Source organism: Mesorhizobium sp. M0816, from assembly GCF_040320005.1.
GTDB lineage: Bacteria > Pseudomonadota > Alphaproteobacteria > Rhizobiales > Rhizobiaceae > Mesorhizobium.
The window spans coordinates 223,661-238,467 of the sequence record NZ_JAMYOT010000007.1 but is presented as its reverse complement, the minus strand read 5'-3'; the positions used below and the strand labels follow the sequence as shown (position 1 = coordinate 238,467).

13 protein-coding genes are annotated in these 14,807 nt (G+C 62.4%); 6 read left to right on the top strand and 7 right to left on the bottom strand.

The window, feature by feature from the left end:
* Nucleotides 1-56: 56 nt before the first annotated feature.
* From NKI17_RS13300 to NKI17_RS13290, 3 genes are read right to left on the bottom strand one after another with little or no spacing between them, the layout of a single operon-like run.
* Nucleotides 57-2,378, bottom strand: a complete 2,322-nt coding sequence (locus NKI17_RS13300; protein WP_352827472.1) for a xanthine dehydrogenase family protein molybdopterin-binding subunit — start codon at nt 2,376-2,378, stop codon at nt 57-59.
* Nucleotides 2,375-3,358 carry an FAD binding domain-containing protein gene (locus NKI17_RS13295; RefSeq protein WP_352569152.1) on the bottom strand — a complete coding sequence of 328 codons (984 nt, stop codon included), beginning with the start codon at nt 3,356-3,358 and terminating at the stop codon, nt 2,375-2,377. Before NKI17_RS13295 ends, NKI17_RS13300 begins: the two co-directional genes overlap by 4 nt.
* Nucleotides 3,355-3,840: a (2Fe-2S)-binding protein gene (locus NKI17_RS13290; RefSeq protein WP_031211962.1), complete on the bottom strand. Its 486-nt coding sequence runs from the start codon at nt 3,838-3,840 to the stop codon at nt 3,355-3,357. Before NKI17_RS13290 ends, NKI17_RS13295 begins: the two co-directional genes overlap by 4 nt.
* A 721-nt stretch (nt 3,841-4,561) precedes the next feature.
* On the opposite strand from NKI17_RS13290, the gene NKI17_RS13285 reads away from it, so the two are divergent.
* Nucleotides 4,562-5,194 (top strand): TetR/AcrR family transcriptional regulator, encoded by a 633-nt coding sequence (locus tag NKI17_RS13285; protein ID WP_023677324.1) that lies wholly within the window; start codon nt 4,562-4,564, stop codon nt 5,192-5,194.
* 18 nt (nt 5,195-5,212) lie between these two features.
* Here the strand turns inward: NKI17_RS13285 and NKI17_RS13280 are convergent, their stop codons facing one another.
* Complete coding sequence (locus NKI17_RS13280; RefSeq protein WP_352451439.1) at nt 5,213-5,653, bottom strand: lipid-binding SYLF domain-containing protein; 441 nt, start codon at nt 5,651-5,653, stop codon at nt 5,213-5,215.
* A gap of 265 nt (nt 5,654-5,918) precedes the next feature.
* Between NKI17_RS13280 and NKI17_RS13275 the strand changes: the two genes are divergently transcribed.
* Nucleotides 5,919-6,860, top strand: a complete 942-nt coding sequence (locus NKI17_RS13275; protein ID WP_352569151.1) for a hypothetical protein — start codon at nt 5,919-5,921, stop codon at nt 6,858-6,860.
* A gap of 46 nt (nt 6,861-6,906) precedes the next feature.
* Here NKI17_RS13275 and NKI17_RS13270 read toward each other — a convergent pair whose 3' ends face one another.
* The 3 genes from NKI17_RS13270 to NKI17_RS13260 all read right to left on the bottom strand — a co-directional run bounded on the left by NKI17_RS13270 (nt 6,907) and on the right by NKI17_RS13260 (nt 10,606).
* Nucleotides 6,907-7,227, bottom strand: a complete 321-nt coding sequence (locus NKI17_RS13270; protein WP_352569150.1) for a hypothetical protein — start codon at nt 7,225-7,227, stop codon at nt 6,907-6,909.
* Between the two features lie 255 nt (nt 7,228-7,482).
* Nucleotides 7,483-9,045 carry a serine hydrolase gene (locus NKI17_RS13265; protein WP_352755597.1) on the bottom strand — a complete coding sequence of 521 codons (1,563 nt, stop codon included), beginning with the start codon at nt 9,043-9,045 and terminating at the stop codon, nt 7,483-7,485.
* 127 nt (nt 9,046-9,172) lie between these two features.
* Complete coding sequence (locus NKI17_RS13260) at nt 9,173-10,606, bottom strand: coiled-coil domain-containing protein (protein WP_352587111.1); 1,434 nt, start codon at nt 10,604-10,606, stop codon at nt 9,173-9,175.
* A gap of 443 nt (nt 10,607-11,049) precedes the next feature.
* Between NKI17_RS13260 and NKI17_RS13255 the strand changes: the two genes are divergently transcribed.
* The 4 genes from NKI17_RS13255 to NKI17_RS13240 are packed head-to-tail and all read left to right on the top strand — an operon-like array spanning nt 11,050 to nt 14,760.
* A complete protein-coding gene (locus NKI17_RS13255) occupies nt 11,050-11,790 on the top strand; it encodes an ATP-binding cassette domain-containing protein (protein WP_254819718.1) in 741 nt (246 codons plus the stop codon).
* A gap of 55 nt (nt 11,791-11,845) precedes the next feature.
* On the top strand, nt 11,846-12,907 hold the full coding sequence (locus NKI17_RS13250; protein WP_023677317.1) for an ABC transporter permease: 1,062 nt from the start codon (nt 11,846-11,848) through the stop codon (nt 12,905-12,907).
* A 51-nt stretch (nt 12,908-12,958) separates the two neighbouring features.
* Nucleotides 12,959-13,963, top strand: coding sequence for a sugar-binding protein (locus NKI17_RS13245; RefSeq protein WP_023677316.1), 1,005 nt, complete (start codon nt 12,959-12,961; stop codon nt 13,961-13,963).
* Between the two features lie 47 nt (nt 13,964-14,010).
* Nucleotides 14,011-14,760: a glucose 1-dehydrogenase gene (locus NKI17_RS13240; RefSeq protein WP_352451446.1), complete on the top strand. Its 750-nt coding sequence runs from the start codon at nt 14,011-14,013 to the stop codon at nt 14,758-14,760.
* Nucleotides 14,761-14,807 lie beyond the last annotated feature (47 nt).

Sequence of the window (14,807 nt, the reverse complement as noted above, 5' to 3'; positions counted from 1 at the left end):
CTGCCCTGCCGGGCATCTCCCCCACGAGAGGGGATTGGCAGTTCTACCGCCTCCGCCTAAATCAGCTTCTCCAGCGTGATCGGCAGATCCCGCACCCGTTTCCCGGTGGCGTGGAATACCGCGTTGGCGATCGCCGGCGCCACGCCGACGATGCCCAGCTCGCCGACCCCCTTGCCGCCCAGCACCGAGGAATGCGGATCGGGAATACCGACCGAGATCACCTCGATGTCGGGAATGTCTGCATTGGTGGCGATGAGATAGTCGGCGAGGTTGTTGTTGACGATGCGGCCGTGGCGGCGGTCGACGATGCCTTCCTCGAGCAGCGCCTGGCCGATGCCCATGATGATGCCGCCCTTCCACTGGCTTTCGGCGAGCTTGGGATTGTAGAGCCGGCCCGAATCCAGCGCCGACACCACGCGGGAGACGCGAACCGTGCCAAAGTCCTCGTCGACGCGGACTTCGATGAAATGCGCGCACCAGCTGTGGCGGGAATAGTCGCCCTCGGTGTGCGGCAGCGCCATGGCTATGGTGGTGTAGTTCTTGTAGCGGTCCTCGACCGTCGAATTGGCCGGCATGGTGTCGCCCTTCGCCTCGATATGCTCGCGCCCGACGCTGCTGAGCAGTTCGGCGATGGAAACTTCAGGGCCGTTGCCGCGCGGTGAAGCGATGCGGCCATTGGCGACGACGAGCGTGTTGGCCTGCAGCGCATGGAACGGCGAAGCCGGATCGCTGATGGCGAGCCCGATCAGTTGGTCGAGCGCGGCACTCGCCGCCTTGTGGACGGCGCCGGTCATCACCCCGGCCAGCCGCGAACCGCCGGTGACGCCGGCACGGGCATAGCGGGAATCGCCAAGCTTGACGACGACGCTTTCCGCCGGCACGCCCACCACCTCGGCGGCGGTCTGCGCCAGGATCGTGTAGGTGCCCTGCCCCATGTCGATCGATGAGCTTTCGACCTCGACCGAGCCGTCGGCGAGAATGCGCACGACCGCCTCGCCATAGGCGCGCCGCACCGGGTACGTGCCTGCCGCGACACCCCAGCCGATCAACTGGTTGCCGTCGCGCATCGAACGCGGCCGGGGGTTCCGCTTCGACCAGCCAAAGGCTGCGGCGCCGGCCGCGAAGGCCTCACGCAGCTGCCGTGTCGACCACGGCTTCTTCGCATGCGGATCCTGCTCGGCATAGTTCCTGAGACGGATTTCCAGCGGGTCGATACCGACCTCATAGGCGAGCTCGTCGATGGCGCTTTCGATGCCGAAGGCGCTCGGGTTCTCGCCCGGCGCGCGCAATGCCCCCGGCACCACCGTGTTGACTCGCACGACGTTCTGCCGCGACGAGAAATTCGGCGTCGCGTACATGACCGAGGTGACCGAGCCGAGCGGCTCGACCCACATGCCGTCGACCGAGGTCTCGTTGACGCCGCGATGCACGATCGACTGGATCTGACCCTCAGCGTTGGCGCCGAGCGCCACGGTCTGGCGCGTCGCCGCCCGTCCGCCATAGGCGGTGAAGGTCTGCGGCCTGGTGACCGCCAGCTTCACCGGCCGTCCCAGCATTTTCGCGGCGACTGCCGCTACAGCGCCGTAGCCATAGGCAAACGCCTTGGAGCCGAAGCCGCCGCCAATATAGGGCGAGACCAGTCGTACATTCTCGAACGGCACGCCGAACCATTCGGCATAGGTCCGCGCCATGCCGTCGAGCCATTGGCTCGGCTCCCAGACCGTCAGCTGGTCGCCCTGCCACTTTGCGATCAGGCCATGCGGCTCCATCGGCGCCTGGTATTCGCGCGGCGTGTTGTAGGCGTTGCAGATCCTGACCGGAGCCGAGGCGAACGCTGTCTCCGCCTCGCCCCATTCCTTGGTCATCGCATCGACCGGGATGCCGTCGCCGGCCTTTGGATCGCTGAGGTCGACGATCGCCGGCGCCTCGTCATAGGCGATCTTGACCAGCGTCGCGGCGGCGACCGCCTGCTCGAAACTCTCTGCCACCACCGCCGCGACATGCTGGCCGCTGAAGGTGATGTCGCGCGCCAGCGGGCAATAGGCGACGTCCGGCGGCGGCGTGCCCAGCCAGTCCGTTGCGGTTCTCAGCGGCAGGATGTTGTCGGGCGTCAGCACCAGCAGCACGCCGGGCGACGCCTTGGCCGCGGTCGTGTCGATCGAACGCACCCGGCCGGCGGCAATGGTGCTCTCGACCAGCACCGCATGGGTAAGCCCCTCGAGCTGCTGCTCGACGGCGTATTTGGCGGCACCGGTGATCTTGGCCGGGCCGTCGACGCGCGACAGCCGGCCGCCGACCTGATCGGCGAGGACGGCACCGTCCGAAGCGTCGCCGCGTTTGGCATCGCCGGGTCTTGTTCTCAACTCGTGAACGGTCATGCCGTTTCTCCCATTTTGAGGATGGCGCGGGCGACGACGCGTGGCGCCAGTTCGATCTTGTAGTGGTTGGCGCCATGGTCGACGGCGCCCTCGACGGCGAGCAGGCTGGCTTGCCTGACGACCTCCGGCTCGAGCACTTTGCCTTTCAGCGCCTCTTCGACGGCAAGGGCGCGCCATGGCTTGGTGGCAACGCCGCCAAGCGCGACGCGCAGATCGCGAATTGTCCTTCCGTCGGCCTCGAATTCAATGCCGACCGCAGCACTTGCCGCGGCGAATTCATAGGACTGGCGGTCGCGGACCTTGAGATAGGTCGAGCCGCGGGCGGCGGCCGAAACGGGAATGCTGATCGCGGTGATCATCTCGCCGGGCTCGATCGCATGTTCCCTTTCGGGCGTGCTGCCAGGCAACAGGAAAAAATCATCGACGGCGACCTGACGGTCGCCGAGATGGACGATCGCGTCGAAGGCGACGAGTGCAACCGCCAGGTCGCCGGGATAGGTGGCGATACAGGCCTCGCTGGTGCCGAGCACGGCATGGCCGCGGGTGACGCCGCCGATCGCCGAGCAGCCGCTGCCGGGCGAGCGCTTGTTGCAAGCGGGGAAATTCGCCGGATCGCGGAAATAGGGGCAGCGCGTACGCTGCATCAGATTGCCGCCGATCGTCGCCATGTTGCGCAGCTGAGCCGACGCCGCCTGCCACAATGCTTCCGAGACTGCGGGGAACCGACTCTTGATATCGGCATGGTCGGCGACGCGGCTCATCCTGGCCAGCGCGCCGATCGTGGCGCCCCGGTCATCAACGGCAATCGTGTCCAGTCCCTTGAGATGGGTGATGTCGACCACGGTCTCGGGTTCGGCAACGCCGCATTTCGCGAGATCGACAAGCGTCGTGCCGCCGGCCAGAAGCATGGCGCCGGGAAGTGCTGCTGCCTCACGGGCTGCATCGACGGAGCCGGCGCGGAGATACGAAAAGTCCCTCATGACGCGGCCTCCACGGCCGCCTGGCGCACGGCGGCGACGATATGCGGATAGGCGCCGCAGCGGCAGAGATTGCCGGCCATGTATTCGCGGATCTCCTCATCCGAGCCGGCATGGCCTTCGCGAATGCAGGCGACCGCCGACATGATCTGGCCCGGCGTGCAATAGCCGCACTGGAAGGCATCCTGTTCGAGGAAGGCGGCCTGCACCGCATGCAGCGTGCCATCCTCCCCGGCAAGCCCTTCGATGGTGGTGATGTCCCTGCTTTCAGCCTGAGTGGCAAGCGTCAGGCAGGCCAGCACGCGTTGGCCGTCGATATGAACGGTGCAGGCGCCGCACTGGCCCTGGTCGCAGCCCTTCTTGGTGCCGGTCAGGCCGAGATGGTCGCGCAAGGCGTCGAGCAGGGTAACGCGCGGTTCGACCTCCAGCTCATGTCGATGTCCGTTGATTCGAAGTTGGATTGGAGTTCGGGTTTTGCTTGTCATGGGGCGTCTGGCTCCAGTTGCTTGACGCGGGAGGGGATAATCTGGTGCCCGGCCAGCGAGCGGCAAGATCAGCTTATGGCTAGGTGAGCTAATCTCCCCCCTTGCGGGGGAGATGCCCGGCAGGGCAGAGGGGGGTCGGTTCGACTTGGCGCGAGCTCCGGGAAGGCTGCGGCTTGCGAGGTCGAAAGACGTGACATACCCGATCCCGTGATTACATGAGAAAGGCGCTCCACAATCGGAGGCGCCTCCGCTTATTACCTAAGGGCCTGCTCCGCCCTGTTCAAGCCCAGGATCGAAAATGATCAAAATTGGAGGAAATTGGCAGGGCAGCCGGCCGTCATGCCTGGAGACAAAAAAGCACCACCGGCCCAAGCCGGTGGTGCTCTCTGAACTGTCTGTAGGGGCAGGACAGTCCAATGATCCTGAGGGGATCGTGCTCAACGTGGGCTCATTTTTGCCCCACGGCATCGGCCGAACAGATGACGAGTGCCGGCCGCGAGGAAATATCCTCCGTCGTCATCCACCGGACGTCATCCACCGGCCGTGCACCGGAGGAGGGCAAGATGCCTCCGCCTGCCAGAACGCCGGCCCAGACTCGATCCTGTGATTATATTTACTTGCGATTATATTTGTCGGAGACGTAACGAAGGTGGAAGCGTCTGCGTTCTTGAAACGGGGCCTGCCTGTCCGGTTATGCTTCGGATCAACACTGGAGAAAAAATTGGCCGCGGAGCCGCCCGTCATTTCTGGAGACAAAACCGAAGCCGCCGTTGCAAAACCGCTGCGCGCCGACGCGCAGCGCAACCGCGATGCGCTGGTCGAGGTCGCGGCAAAAGCCTTTGCCGCGCAAGGCGTCGATGCCTCGCTGGAGGAGATTGCGCGCCAGGCCGGCGTCGGCATCGGCACGCTCTACCGGCATTTCCCAACCCGCGAGCACCTGGTCGAGGTGGTTTATCGGCGCGAAGTGGAAGGACTGTGCCAGGCGGCCGACGAACTCGCCCGCGATCATGCGCCCGACATGGCGCTCGAACAATGGATGCAGCGCTTCGTCGACTACATCGCCACCAAGCGCGGGCTGTCGACAAGCCTGCGCATCCTGCTCACGACCAACTCAACCCTGTTCTCCGACGTTTCCGGCAGGGTGACGCTCGCCTTGCGGCGGCTGATCGATGCCGCGGTCGCCGACGGCTCGATCCGCGGCGATGTCGATGCCTCCGACGTGCTGCATGCGCTGGGCGGCATCTATTCGGCCCCGGACACCAAGGACTGGCGCGACCGCTCGCGCCGATTGGTGTCGCTGCTGATGGATGGGCTGCGGTTTGGAGCGGCCAAATCCGGCCCATCCAAGGAATAACGAATGCAGTGACTGTCCTTATTTCAGCGAGATGCTCATACCGCTGAGATCGGCATTGACTTGCAGGCCTACCTGCCTGCCCGTGAGTTCGAGTTGGGCACCCTTGTCATTGGTCATGACGATCACCTGGGCTCCTTTGCCGAGCGCGCCGCCACCGCCCGCTGCACCGTACACCCCCGTCACATCCCGGGCGCGGCGTATGTGGCGCACGGTACCTTTGAAATAGGTCTTGGAGGCGCCGAAGGCGAGGCCGCCCGAGATGCCGCCGACCGAGATGGGATATCGGCGACCATGGAAGGTCAGTGTGCCCTCGCCTCCGGAGCCGCCGATGAAAAAGGCCGCCTTGTAGACGGCGAAGCGGATCGTACCGCTGTCGGCATGCGCGACGCTGGCAAAGCTAACTGCCGCCGCAGCGATGACGGCAACTGCGACTGAACGAAATCTGGACGAAATCTTCATGATGAGAACTCCTCAAGATCGCCGCATGCCCAGCCGGCCGGGCACGTCGGCGTCGTATCAAAGTCATAGCTGAACAGTCTCGCCCGTCATTGGTTCCAAGCACGCGGCCTGAATCCGGCTGCGAGAAGACCGCCACGAAACGAGGCGGATGGCGAGCATAGTCCTGGCTGTAAGAACAGTGGCCGAATGGTGGGGATGATCGTAGGTGTTGAGGCGGAATGGTATTAGTCTGCGCTGTCTGGGGTTTCGGGAGCGCGGCAAAGGAATGGACTTCAACTCACGACATGGCTACCTGCTGATCGGTGGCCTGATCCTGGTCGGTGCCGGGCTCCTGGTCGTTTCGCTGATCGTCAATCTTCGCGTGGCGCACAGTGTGCGTGACGACGTACGCCATCGTGAAAAGCTGCTGGAATATTATCGCAATATCTTTTCGCAGCTGGGCGTGATCCTGATCGGGATTGGCGTGTCCCTGTTCATCTTCTTTTTTCAGCAGAATTATCAGGACCAGCGCAAACGCGAAACGGAGCTCCAGCAGGTTCTCGCCAAACTGGCGGCGCGTGTTGCCCGCGGCAGCGCTGTCGTGGAGGCCCTCGGCGAATTCGACGCGCTGCTGGATGATGGCGGCGCCTATGTCAGTCCGGAACACGGCGGAAACAATGCCGCCGTCAGCGCCCACGGAACGGCGCTCGCCAAGCAGGTTTCGCAGATCCTTCTGGTCGAGCGCGACGTCGATGTTCAGGGGTTCGATATTCTCAATCTGTCACGCGATTTCGAAGCATCGTTCGTCGTCAACGAGCTCAACCCAATGCTATGGTTCAACATCGTCCGGGACGAGAGCGACATCAAATATGCCACTACCCAGATCGCCCTGGATTACAAGGACCTGCAGGATGCGATCGGCGGCGAGCCGATCGAGGTTGCGATCGCCAATCCCGAAAAGGAGCGGAAGATCAAGCGGGAGGTGCTCGACGTCTTTTATGATGCCGATCTGCTGCGCCAGCGCAGCAGGCGGTTTCTCGGCCGCGCGTGCTGGCTTTTCAGCAACGGGCGCGGCTTCGTCAAGCTTGCACCGGCCAATGAAATCGAAGCCGATGCCAGATCGCACCAGGAATGGCTCGACCGGTCGAAACCCTTCCTGACGAAGGCGACATCGGGCAGCGGCGATTGCTTCAAATTGCTTCAGTACGGCCCGGCGTCTTTGAGTTGAGAACGAGCCAAACACTCAACGACCAGGTTCGACCCATTGCGGACGATCAGTCAGGCGCCACAAACGCGTATGACTTCATCAGATCAAGTGTTGTCTCGGCGCGTACAGAAAGGTTGTCTGGCACCTCGATCCGAACGAGTAAAATGTCTGTTCCTTGATCAATTCCGAACAAAGCGGCAATCGGTCGGGGACCATCGAAATGGCACGATGCCCATCGCTGTGGAGATGCATCTGTATCGGTTTCTTTGAGCTCGTCTTCGAGAATCCTACGCAATCCGACATCAAGGGCCTCGCCAGCCATGTGACCGAGTTCATCGATCAGCGGGTTCCAATTAACTAGCCAGACCCAATTCTGCACCCAGGCCACCTGCTGGTCTCCAATTTGGGACGAAAGCCGACTGGTCTCGTTAGTCGGTCTTTGCATGATTTGTCGAATCCGCTATCGGCGATTCCTACCATAATAAGCTTGACTGCTTTTTGACCATCTCGGCTGTTGGCGGCAGCCAGCTGATTGAATTTTGACCTAAAGCGGTTCAGCTTTTGATAGTCGCTGACCCGCTCCAAATATCTGTTTTTACGCAATTATGGACGGAAAGCCGCTCCGCACTTTCCTGGAATTGCTCTAATCTCCCACGCGCCGCAGCGTGCCGAGATGATTGTCGTCGAGAAATTCGACGGTCATGGCCGACGCCTTGCCGTCGGGGCCGACCGCAAAGCTGACGGCCGAGGGCCTGTCCGGCATCTCGGCATCAGGGAAGGTCACGAAGAGCTCGCGGTCGAAATGCTTCAGGGAATAGGACCGCGCACCGGCAGGCCCGACCTTGAGGACAAGAGTGTCTCCTTCGCCCGATACAATAGCTTCGCCGAAGAAGTCGTTGAAGTAACGGCCTGCATAGGCCCTGGCCGGCTCGACGGGACTTGCTGGAGAGGGCGGCGCGGCATAGGTGGCCTTGGCCGCCGCAATCACCGGGCCGAACATGCTCGCATAGATATTATTCCATGCCTTTACCTTATCCTTCCCCAGCGTTCCGTCGAAAACGAGATCGGCGAAGCTGTCGGACAGCCCCTCCGGCACGCCTGTCGGAAAGGCGTTGGCGACGACGACGATGCCAAGCTTCTCCTCGGGGAAGAGCATCACCAGGCTGCGTGCGCCGGCGCTGAAGGCGCCCGCGTGACCCCAGATCGGCCCGTGCCGGCCGAATTCGATATTCCAGCCGAGGCCGTAGAAGGCCTCGCCTCCGGAGACGGGATTCTTGCCGCGAGCCGTCAAGGGAATATGTGTCTGGTCCAGCGCATCGGCGGCAATGAGTCTCTTGCCGGCATAGACCCCGTTGCCGAGCACAAGGCGCATCCATTGCGAGAGGTCGCGTGCGGTGGAACTGACGCCGCCTGCTGGCGCCTGCGCATCCGGATAGCGCTGGACTTTCGCGGTCCAGGCGCCATCGATTTTGGCGTGAAGCTCGGCGCGGTTGGCGTGCTTGATGAAGTCCGAATGACGGGAGCTGGTCGAGGCCATTCCAAGCGGACGGTAGAGCTTCTCTTCGGCGACCTCTTCCCATGATTTGCCCGTCGGCTTCGCGGCCGCGACGGCACCCTCGGTCAGTCCGAAATTGCTGTAGGAATAGCCGGCACGAAAGCTCGATGACGGCAACACGAACCGCAGCCGGCGCAGGATCTCCGCGCGGTCATAGCCGATGTCCTCGAGGTCGTCGCCGGCGGTGCCGGGAAGCCCGCTGCGGTGCGCAAACAGGTCGCGGACCGTGAGTTCGCTGGTCGGATAGGGCTGGGCGAGCCGGAAAGCCGGATCGAGGTCGGCGATCTTGGAATCCCACGAAGCGATCCCGTCGCTGACCAGCGCCGCCACGACGGTGGCGGAGACCGGCTTGGAGAGCGAGGCGATCTGGAAGACCGTGTCGGCGTCGACGGCCTCCGGCTTACCGGCCTCGCGATGTCCGAATCCCTTGAGGAAGATCACCTCGTCGCCATGCACGACACCGATGGCGAGACCAGGTACGCTACCATCCGCGACGACGCCTTCGGCCAGCAATTCGAGCTTCGCAATGGCCGCGGCGATCCTGTCGGGTGTAATGGTGTCGGCCGACGCCGCTTTCGGCGAAAGCGTAATGAGGGCGATGAAGGCCAACATCCTCCACCGGAGGTGATTCCTGTTTGTGAATAGCCGCATGCTCAGCCCCCTCAGCCTCACCGGCGTCCACTATTGCAGCCTGACGCAGGGGGGCCAGCCCCAACGATCGCTCCCATCGATGGATGTTCGCTTCGCACCAGTCGACCTTCAGACAGCCGCGCCTGAGCTAGGATGCAGCGCGCAGGCGGAGGCGCCGCCTGCTGGCGCGGGCCTTCTCCGCCACCGCGGCGGTGATCTCGACCACGCCGTCTTCACGCGGTCTGGCGTTGGTGACCTTGTGGAGCCGCTCATAGGGTAACAGTTCCTTGACCCGGGCTTGAAGCGACGCGACTTCGGCTCGCAGATCCTCGCATTCCTGCCTCTGGACGTCGAACTGTATCTGTTCGGAAGCCTGCTGCAGGGAAAGCTGCGAAAAATTCGCGCTGATTGCGGAAAGGTTCATCTTGTCGTTTTCGCTCTCCTTCGTGAGAGCGGACAATTTTTGCTCGACAATTTGCTTTTCGGCCACCGCGTCGCTCGCTTGGGCCTTGAGCCTGGCGATCTCGCTGGCGGCTTCGCTGTTCTGGTTGGAGGCGGCCTCCAGCCGCGATCGAAGGTCCTCGATTTCAGAACGCAAGCCGGTCATCTCCGCGACACTGCGTGAAAGCTCGGCTTCCCTGTCACCGTCCCTGAGGCGGGCCGCTTCCGTTATTTCCGATAGCTTTGCCTGCGCCATATCGAGCGATTTCTGCAGCCGCATCTCCTCTTTCTCGCTCTTGCCAAGTGCGGCCAGCAGTTCCGAAACCTGCGCGGCGTCATTGGCATGGACAGTCGAGAGTTCGTCCAGCCTGTGCCGGGCCTCGGCCTCCCGTTTCAGCGCCTTGTCGAGGTCGATCGACAGGCTGACATGTTTTTCCCGCAGCATCTCGTTCTCGCGCGAGCGTCTGTTGGCCTCGACCGCTCTGGCCGAGAGCGTTTTGACAAGCTCGCCGAACTCGGCTTCGCGTTTTGCGCTCGCATTGCCTGCCACGACGAGTTCCAGCCTTGCCGCCGCCAGCGCGCCGCGAAGTGCTTCCTTGTCCTCGACCAGGCTCGCCTCGTGCTGCTGCAGGGCCTCGATAGCGCTGTCGCGCTCGCGCTGCTTTCTGGTCGCTTCGTGGAGCTGTTCGGACAGCACTCTTTGCTGCGCGGTCAGGCCGGTATTTGCCAGCTCCAATTCGTTGGCGCGAAGAATGTCGCCGTGGAGGAGTTTTAGGAATTCGCCTGTCAGATGATGCGAGGTCGCGATCTCCGACAGTTTCGCATTGATCTCCCCCAGATACTCCTGCGCGTCGTGAAAGAGCCCATCGACCGCACTTAAGGCAGCCAGCCGGGTTTGCGTATGGGGGGACAGCCGTCGTGCGGTCTCGAAGGCGTCCGCATTGGCCTCGAGCTGCGAGCTGTCATCCGTTGCCGCGAGATTCTCATCCGACACAGTCTCATCCGGAACAGTGACGTCGTTCAACGGCGACTGATCGTCCACGTTGAGACATTCGCTAAACGCATCCGCCAAATCGGTTTCGAGCTCCTTGAACGCTCTCTCCACAGTCTCGGCACGCTTGATCAAACCTTTGAAATTCATGACCGAATATCCCTCTCGTGCAGCGCCGTTAAGGAGCGGACTTTCAACACTTGACCCTCGCCTCCCCCGAATGCGGGTTCATCTCCTGACGTGCGCTCTGGCCGACGCACGCTAGGGACAGGCTTGGCCACTGTCCTCGTGTGTTTGAATGACGTGTTCTGCCGCGCTCCATGCCCGAGGCGTTGGCACCGCTCGAAAAATGCCCACTCATTTCACCCGAAACGGATATGAACCGGCGCAAGCATGAGGATCGCCTGGTGACTGTTGTAAGGATCGGCCGAGCGCCTCGGTGCTCTGCAGCAGCTACAAGTCACACTCGGACGAGGCGCGTTACGGCCGGGAGGCCTGACCTAATAAATGATTGTGTTGAATACGTTTCGCTGATTAGCTGCTGTGCATTGACCAGGGACAAGACCGATAAATGTTGTCCCGGGAGGACCGCGATGCCGGTGCTTGAGGTTCGCCACGTCTCCAAGAATTTCGGGGCTATCCAGGCCCTGACTGACGTCAGCTTCCAGGTGGAGCGAGGCGAAGTCGTTGGTCTGATGGGGGACAACGGGGCCGGCAAGTCGACGATAGTCAAGACTGTGGCCGGGAATTTTCCTCCGAGCGACGGCGAAATTGTAGTCGAGGGCGAGGTGTGCCACTTCCACCAGCCCGTGCAGGCCCGCGCCAAGGGGATCGAAGTTGTTTATCAGGACCTGGCGCTCGCCGATAATCTGACGGCCGCGCAGAACGTCTTTCTGGGGCGCGAGATCAAGAAAGGCTTCTGGCCGATCAGGATTCTTGACAAGCAGGCGATGATCGATCGCTCGGCAGCGCTGTTCAAGGAACTCAAATCGGAAACCCGGCCGCGCGACCTCGTCAGGAAGATGTCGGGTGGGCAGCGCCAGGCGGTCGCCATCGCGCGGACCCGGCTTTCAAATGCTAAGCTGGTGCTGATGGACGAACCAACGGCCGCCATCTCCGTGCGCCAGGTGGCGGAAGTACTCGAACTGATCCGACGCCTCAAAGCACAAGGAGTCGGCGTCATGCTGATCAGTCACCGAATGCCTGACGTGTTCGCCGTGGCAGATCGCATTATCGTCCTCAGGCGGGGCTCGAAAGTTGCCGACAAGCCAGCCGACAAAACATCGCCCGAGGAAATCACTGGACTGATAACGGGGGCCATCCGTGGCGAATAGTGTTCAGGAGTCAGTTGGCGTTCAGGGCTCAGTCGAAGAACATGGCCGGCCGGCCATGTCGGATTTCGTTCCGACCAAGGAAAAAACAGTTCTCCAACGTGTGATTTCAAGTCAGCCCTTCTGGGTGACGATCGCGCTCATCGCGCTCGTCATGTTGATGACTGCGATGGAGCCGAGCTTCGGCACCTCTGAAAACGTCGCCAATGTGACGCGCAACTTCGCACCTTTCGGCATCATGGCACTTGGCATGACGATCGTCATCATCACCGGCGGCATCGATCTGTCGGTCGGCTCCGTCATGGGTCTCGTGGTCATCGTCGCCGGCCTGTTCCTCACCTGGCATTATCCCTGGTACGTCGCCTTCGCCATGGGCCTTTTCTCCGGTCTGGCCTGCGGCGCGGTCAACGGATTCTTTGTCGCCTATGTCGGGATGCCGTCCTTTGTGGTCACCCTCGGCATGCTGTCCGTCGCGCGCTCGCTGGCGGTCGTATTCTCGGCCAACCAGATGCTCTACCAGTTCGGGCCCGATGCTCCGATCGTGAAGGCAATCGGTCAGTGGAAATGGCCGCGGCATGGTCCGAACGACTGGGCACCGCATTGGATACCAGAACTGTCGTCACAATTCTGGACCATGGTGATCTTGGCCCTGATTGTCGGCTTCGTATTCAACTTCACAGCCTGGGCCCGGCATCTCTTCGCCATCGGCGGCAATGAGGAGGCGGCACGGCTCACCGGCGTTCCGGTCAACTGGATTAAATTCCAGGCCTATGTCTTCTCGGCTTTCACCGCCGCGCTCGCCTCGCTCCTGCTCCTCGGCTATAACGGCTCGGCCATCAATGCCATGGGCCAGGGCTATGAGCTGCGCGTTATCGCCGCGACAGTCATTGGCGGCGCCAGCCTCATGGGCGGCGCCGGCACGGCCTTCGGTGCGATCATCGGTTCGGCCTTCCTCGAGGTGATCAGGAATGCGCTGCTGATGGCCGGTATCGATTCAAATTGGCAGGGTGCCTTCGTCGGCGCCTTCATCGTTCTTGCGGTTCTTTTGGGCATGCAAACCGGCGGCAAATCGATTCTCGCCGCGTCGCTGGCAGTCTTGATGCCCAAAAAACGCCGCTAGAAACCCGCCGGCGGGAGGCTTGCGGGATCACACCCAGGAGGAGAACGTCACATGAAAAAACATCTGCTGACGGCCGCCGTGGCGCTTGGCGCAATGGTGCTCGCCGTTTCCGGCGCCCAGGCGAAATACACCTTCGCCCTGGTGCCGAAGAACATGAACAATCCTTTCTTCGACCAGGCACGCGACGGCTGCAAGAAGGCCGAAGCCGAATCCAATGGCGCCGTGGAGTGCATGTATATCGGCCCCGGCGAACATGGTGGTGGCGACGAGCAGGTGCAGATCGTGCAGGACCTCGTGGCCAAGAAGGTGGACGGCATCGCCGTGTCGCCATCGAACGCCGCGGCGATGGCGGTTGCGCTGCAGGCCGCCAAGGAAGCCGGCATCCCGGTCCTCACCTGGGACTCCGACCTCCTGCCCGAGAACAAAGATCTGCGCGTTGCCTATATCGGCACGCACAATTACGAGATCGGCGAGAACCTCGCCAAGCTTGTCATGCAGATCAAGCCCAAAGGCGGCACGATCTGCATCCAGTCCGGCGGCGCCGCGGCGGCCAACCACAACGAGCGCATGCAGGGCATTCGCGATACACTTTCGGGCACCAAATCGGCGGCCTCGCCCGGGGATCGGCTGACGGGCCAGAACGGCTGGACCGAAATCGAAGGCTGTCCGCTCTACACCAACGATGATTTCCCGCTTTCGGTGCAACAGTTCGAGGATATCATGGCGAAAAACCCGAACCTCGACGCATTCGTCCCAACCGGTGGCTTCCCGCAGTTCATTCCCGATGCCAACCGCGCCGCGGTCGCACCGTACAAGGACAAGATCGCCTCGAAAGCCCTGGCCCTTGTCGTTGCCGACACGCTTCCGGTACAGATCGACCAGATGAAGGAAGGTTTCTCCCTTGGCCAGGTCGGCCAGCGGCCGTTCGAGATGGGCTACAAGACGATGATGGCGCTGAAGGAAATGAAGGAGGGCAAGGCTCCGCCGGCCGACCCGACCTACACGGGCCTCGATGTCTGCACTCCGGAGACAGCCGACACTTGCGTCGCCAAATAGTGCTTTTGGGCGGGAGGAAACTCCCGCCCTTTTCATAGGGGATCTCAATGCCGGAATTGTTCTCGCTCAAGGGCCGTGTCGCATTGGTCACGGGTGCCTCGCGTGGTCTTGGTTTTGCCATGGCCAAGGCACTTGCGGAAAACGGCGCGACGGTGATCGTCAATGCGCGCGACATGGCCGCCCTTTCCGCGGCCGCCGAAAGGATCGGTGCAGAAGCCCTGCCGTTCGATGTCACCGACGCGGCGATCTCAAGGGCGTCGCTCGAAGGAATCGTCGAACGCCACGGCCGCCTCGATATTCTGGTCAACAACGCCGGCATCCAGCATCGGAAACCGTTAGTCGAATGGCAGGACGAGGATTTCAACCATGTGGTTGCCGTCAATCTGTCGGCTTGCTTCCGCATGATGCGCGACGCGGTGCGCCTGATGCTGCCAAACAAGTTCGGGCGCATAATAAACACCGGATCGGTCGCAGCGATCCTTGGCCGTCCCACCATTCACGCCTATGTGGCGGCAAAGGCGGGCCTGCACGGGCTGACACGCTCCACTGCCGCTGAGCTGGGCCGTCACGGCATCACCGTCAACGCGATCGCCCCCGGCTATTTCGCCACCGAGCTCAACACCGCACTTATGCGCGACGAGGCCTTCACCAAATGGGTCGAGGCACGAACCCCCGCGGGCCGCTGGGCCCAGCCTGAGGAGCTCGGCGGAGCCGTGGTGTTTCTCGCCTCCGACGCTGCCGCTTACGTCAACGGGCACGTGCTGGCGGTTGACGGCGGGCTATCGGTTTCCCTGTAATTTCAACCGGTGACACCGTGCCGGCAGGGCGTGCGTGCTAGCCGCCT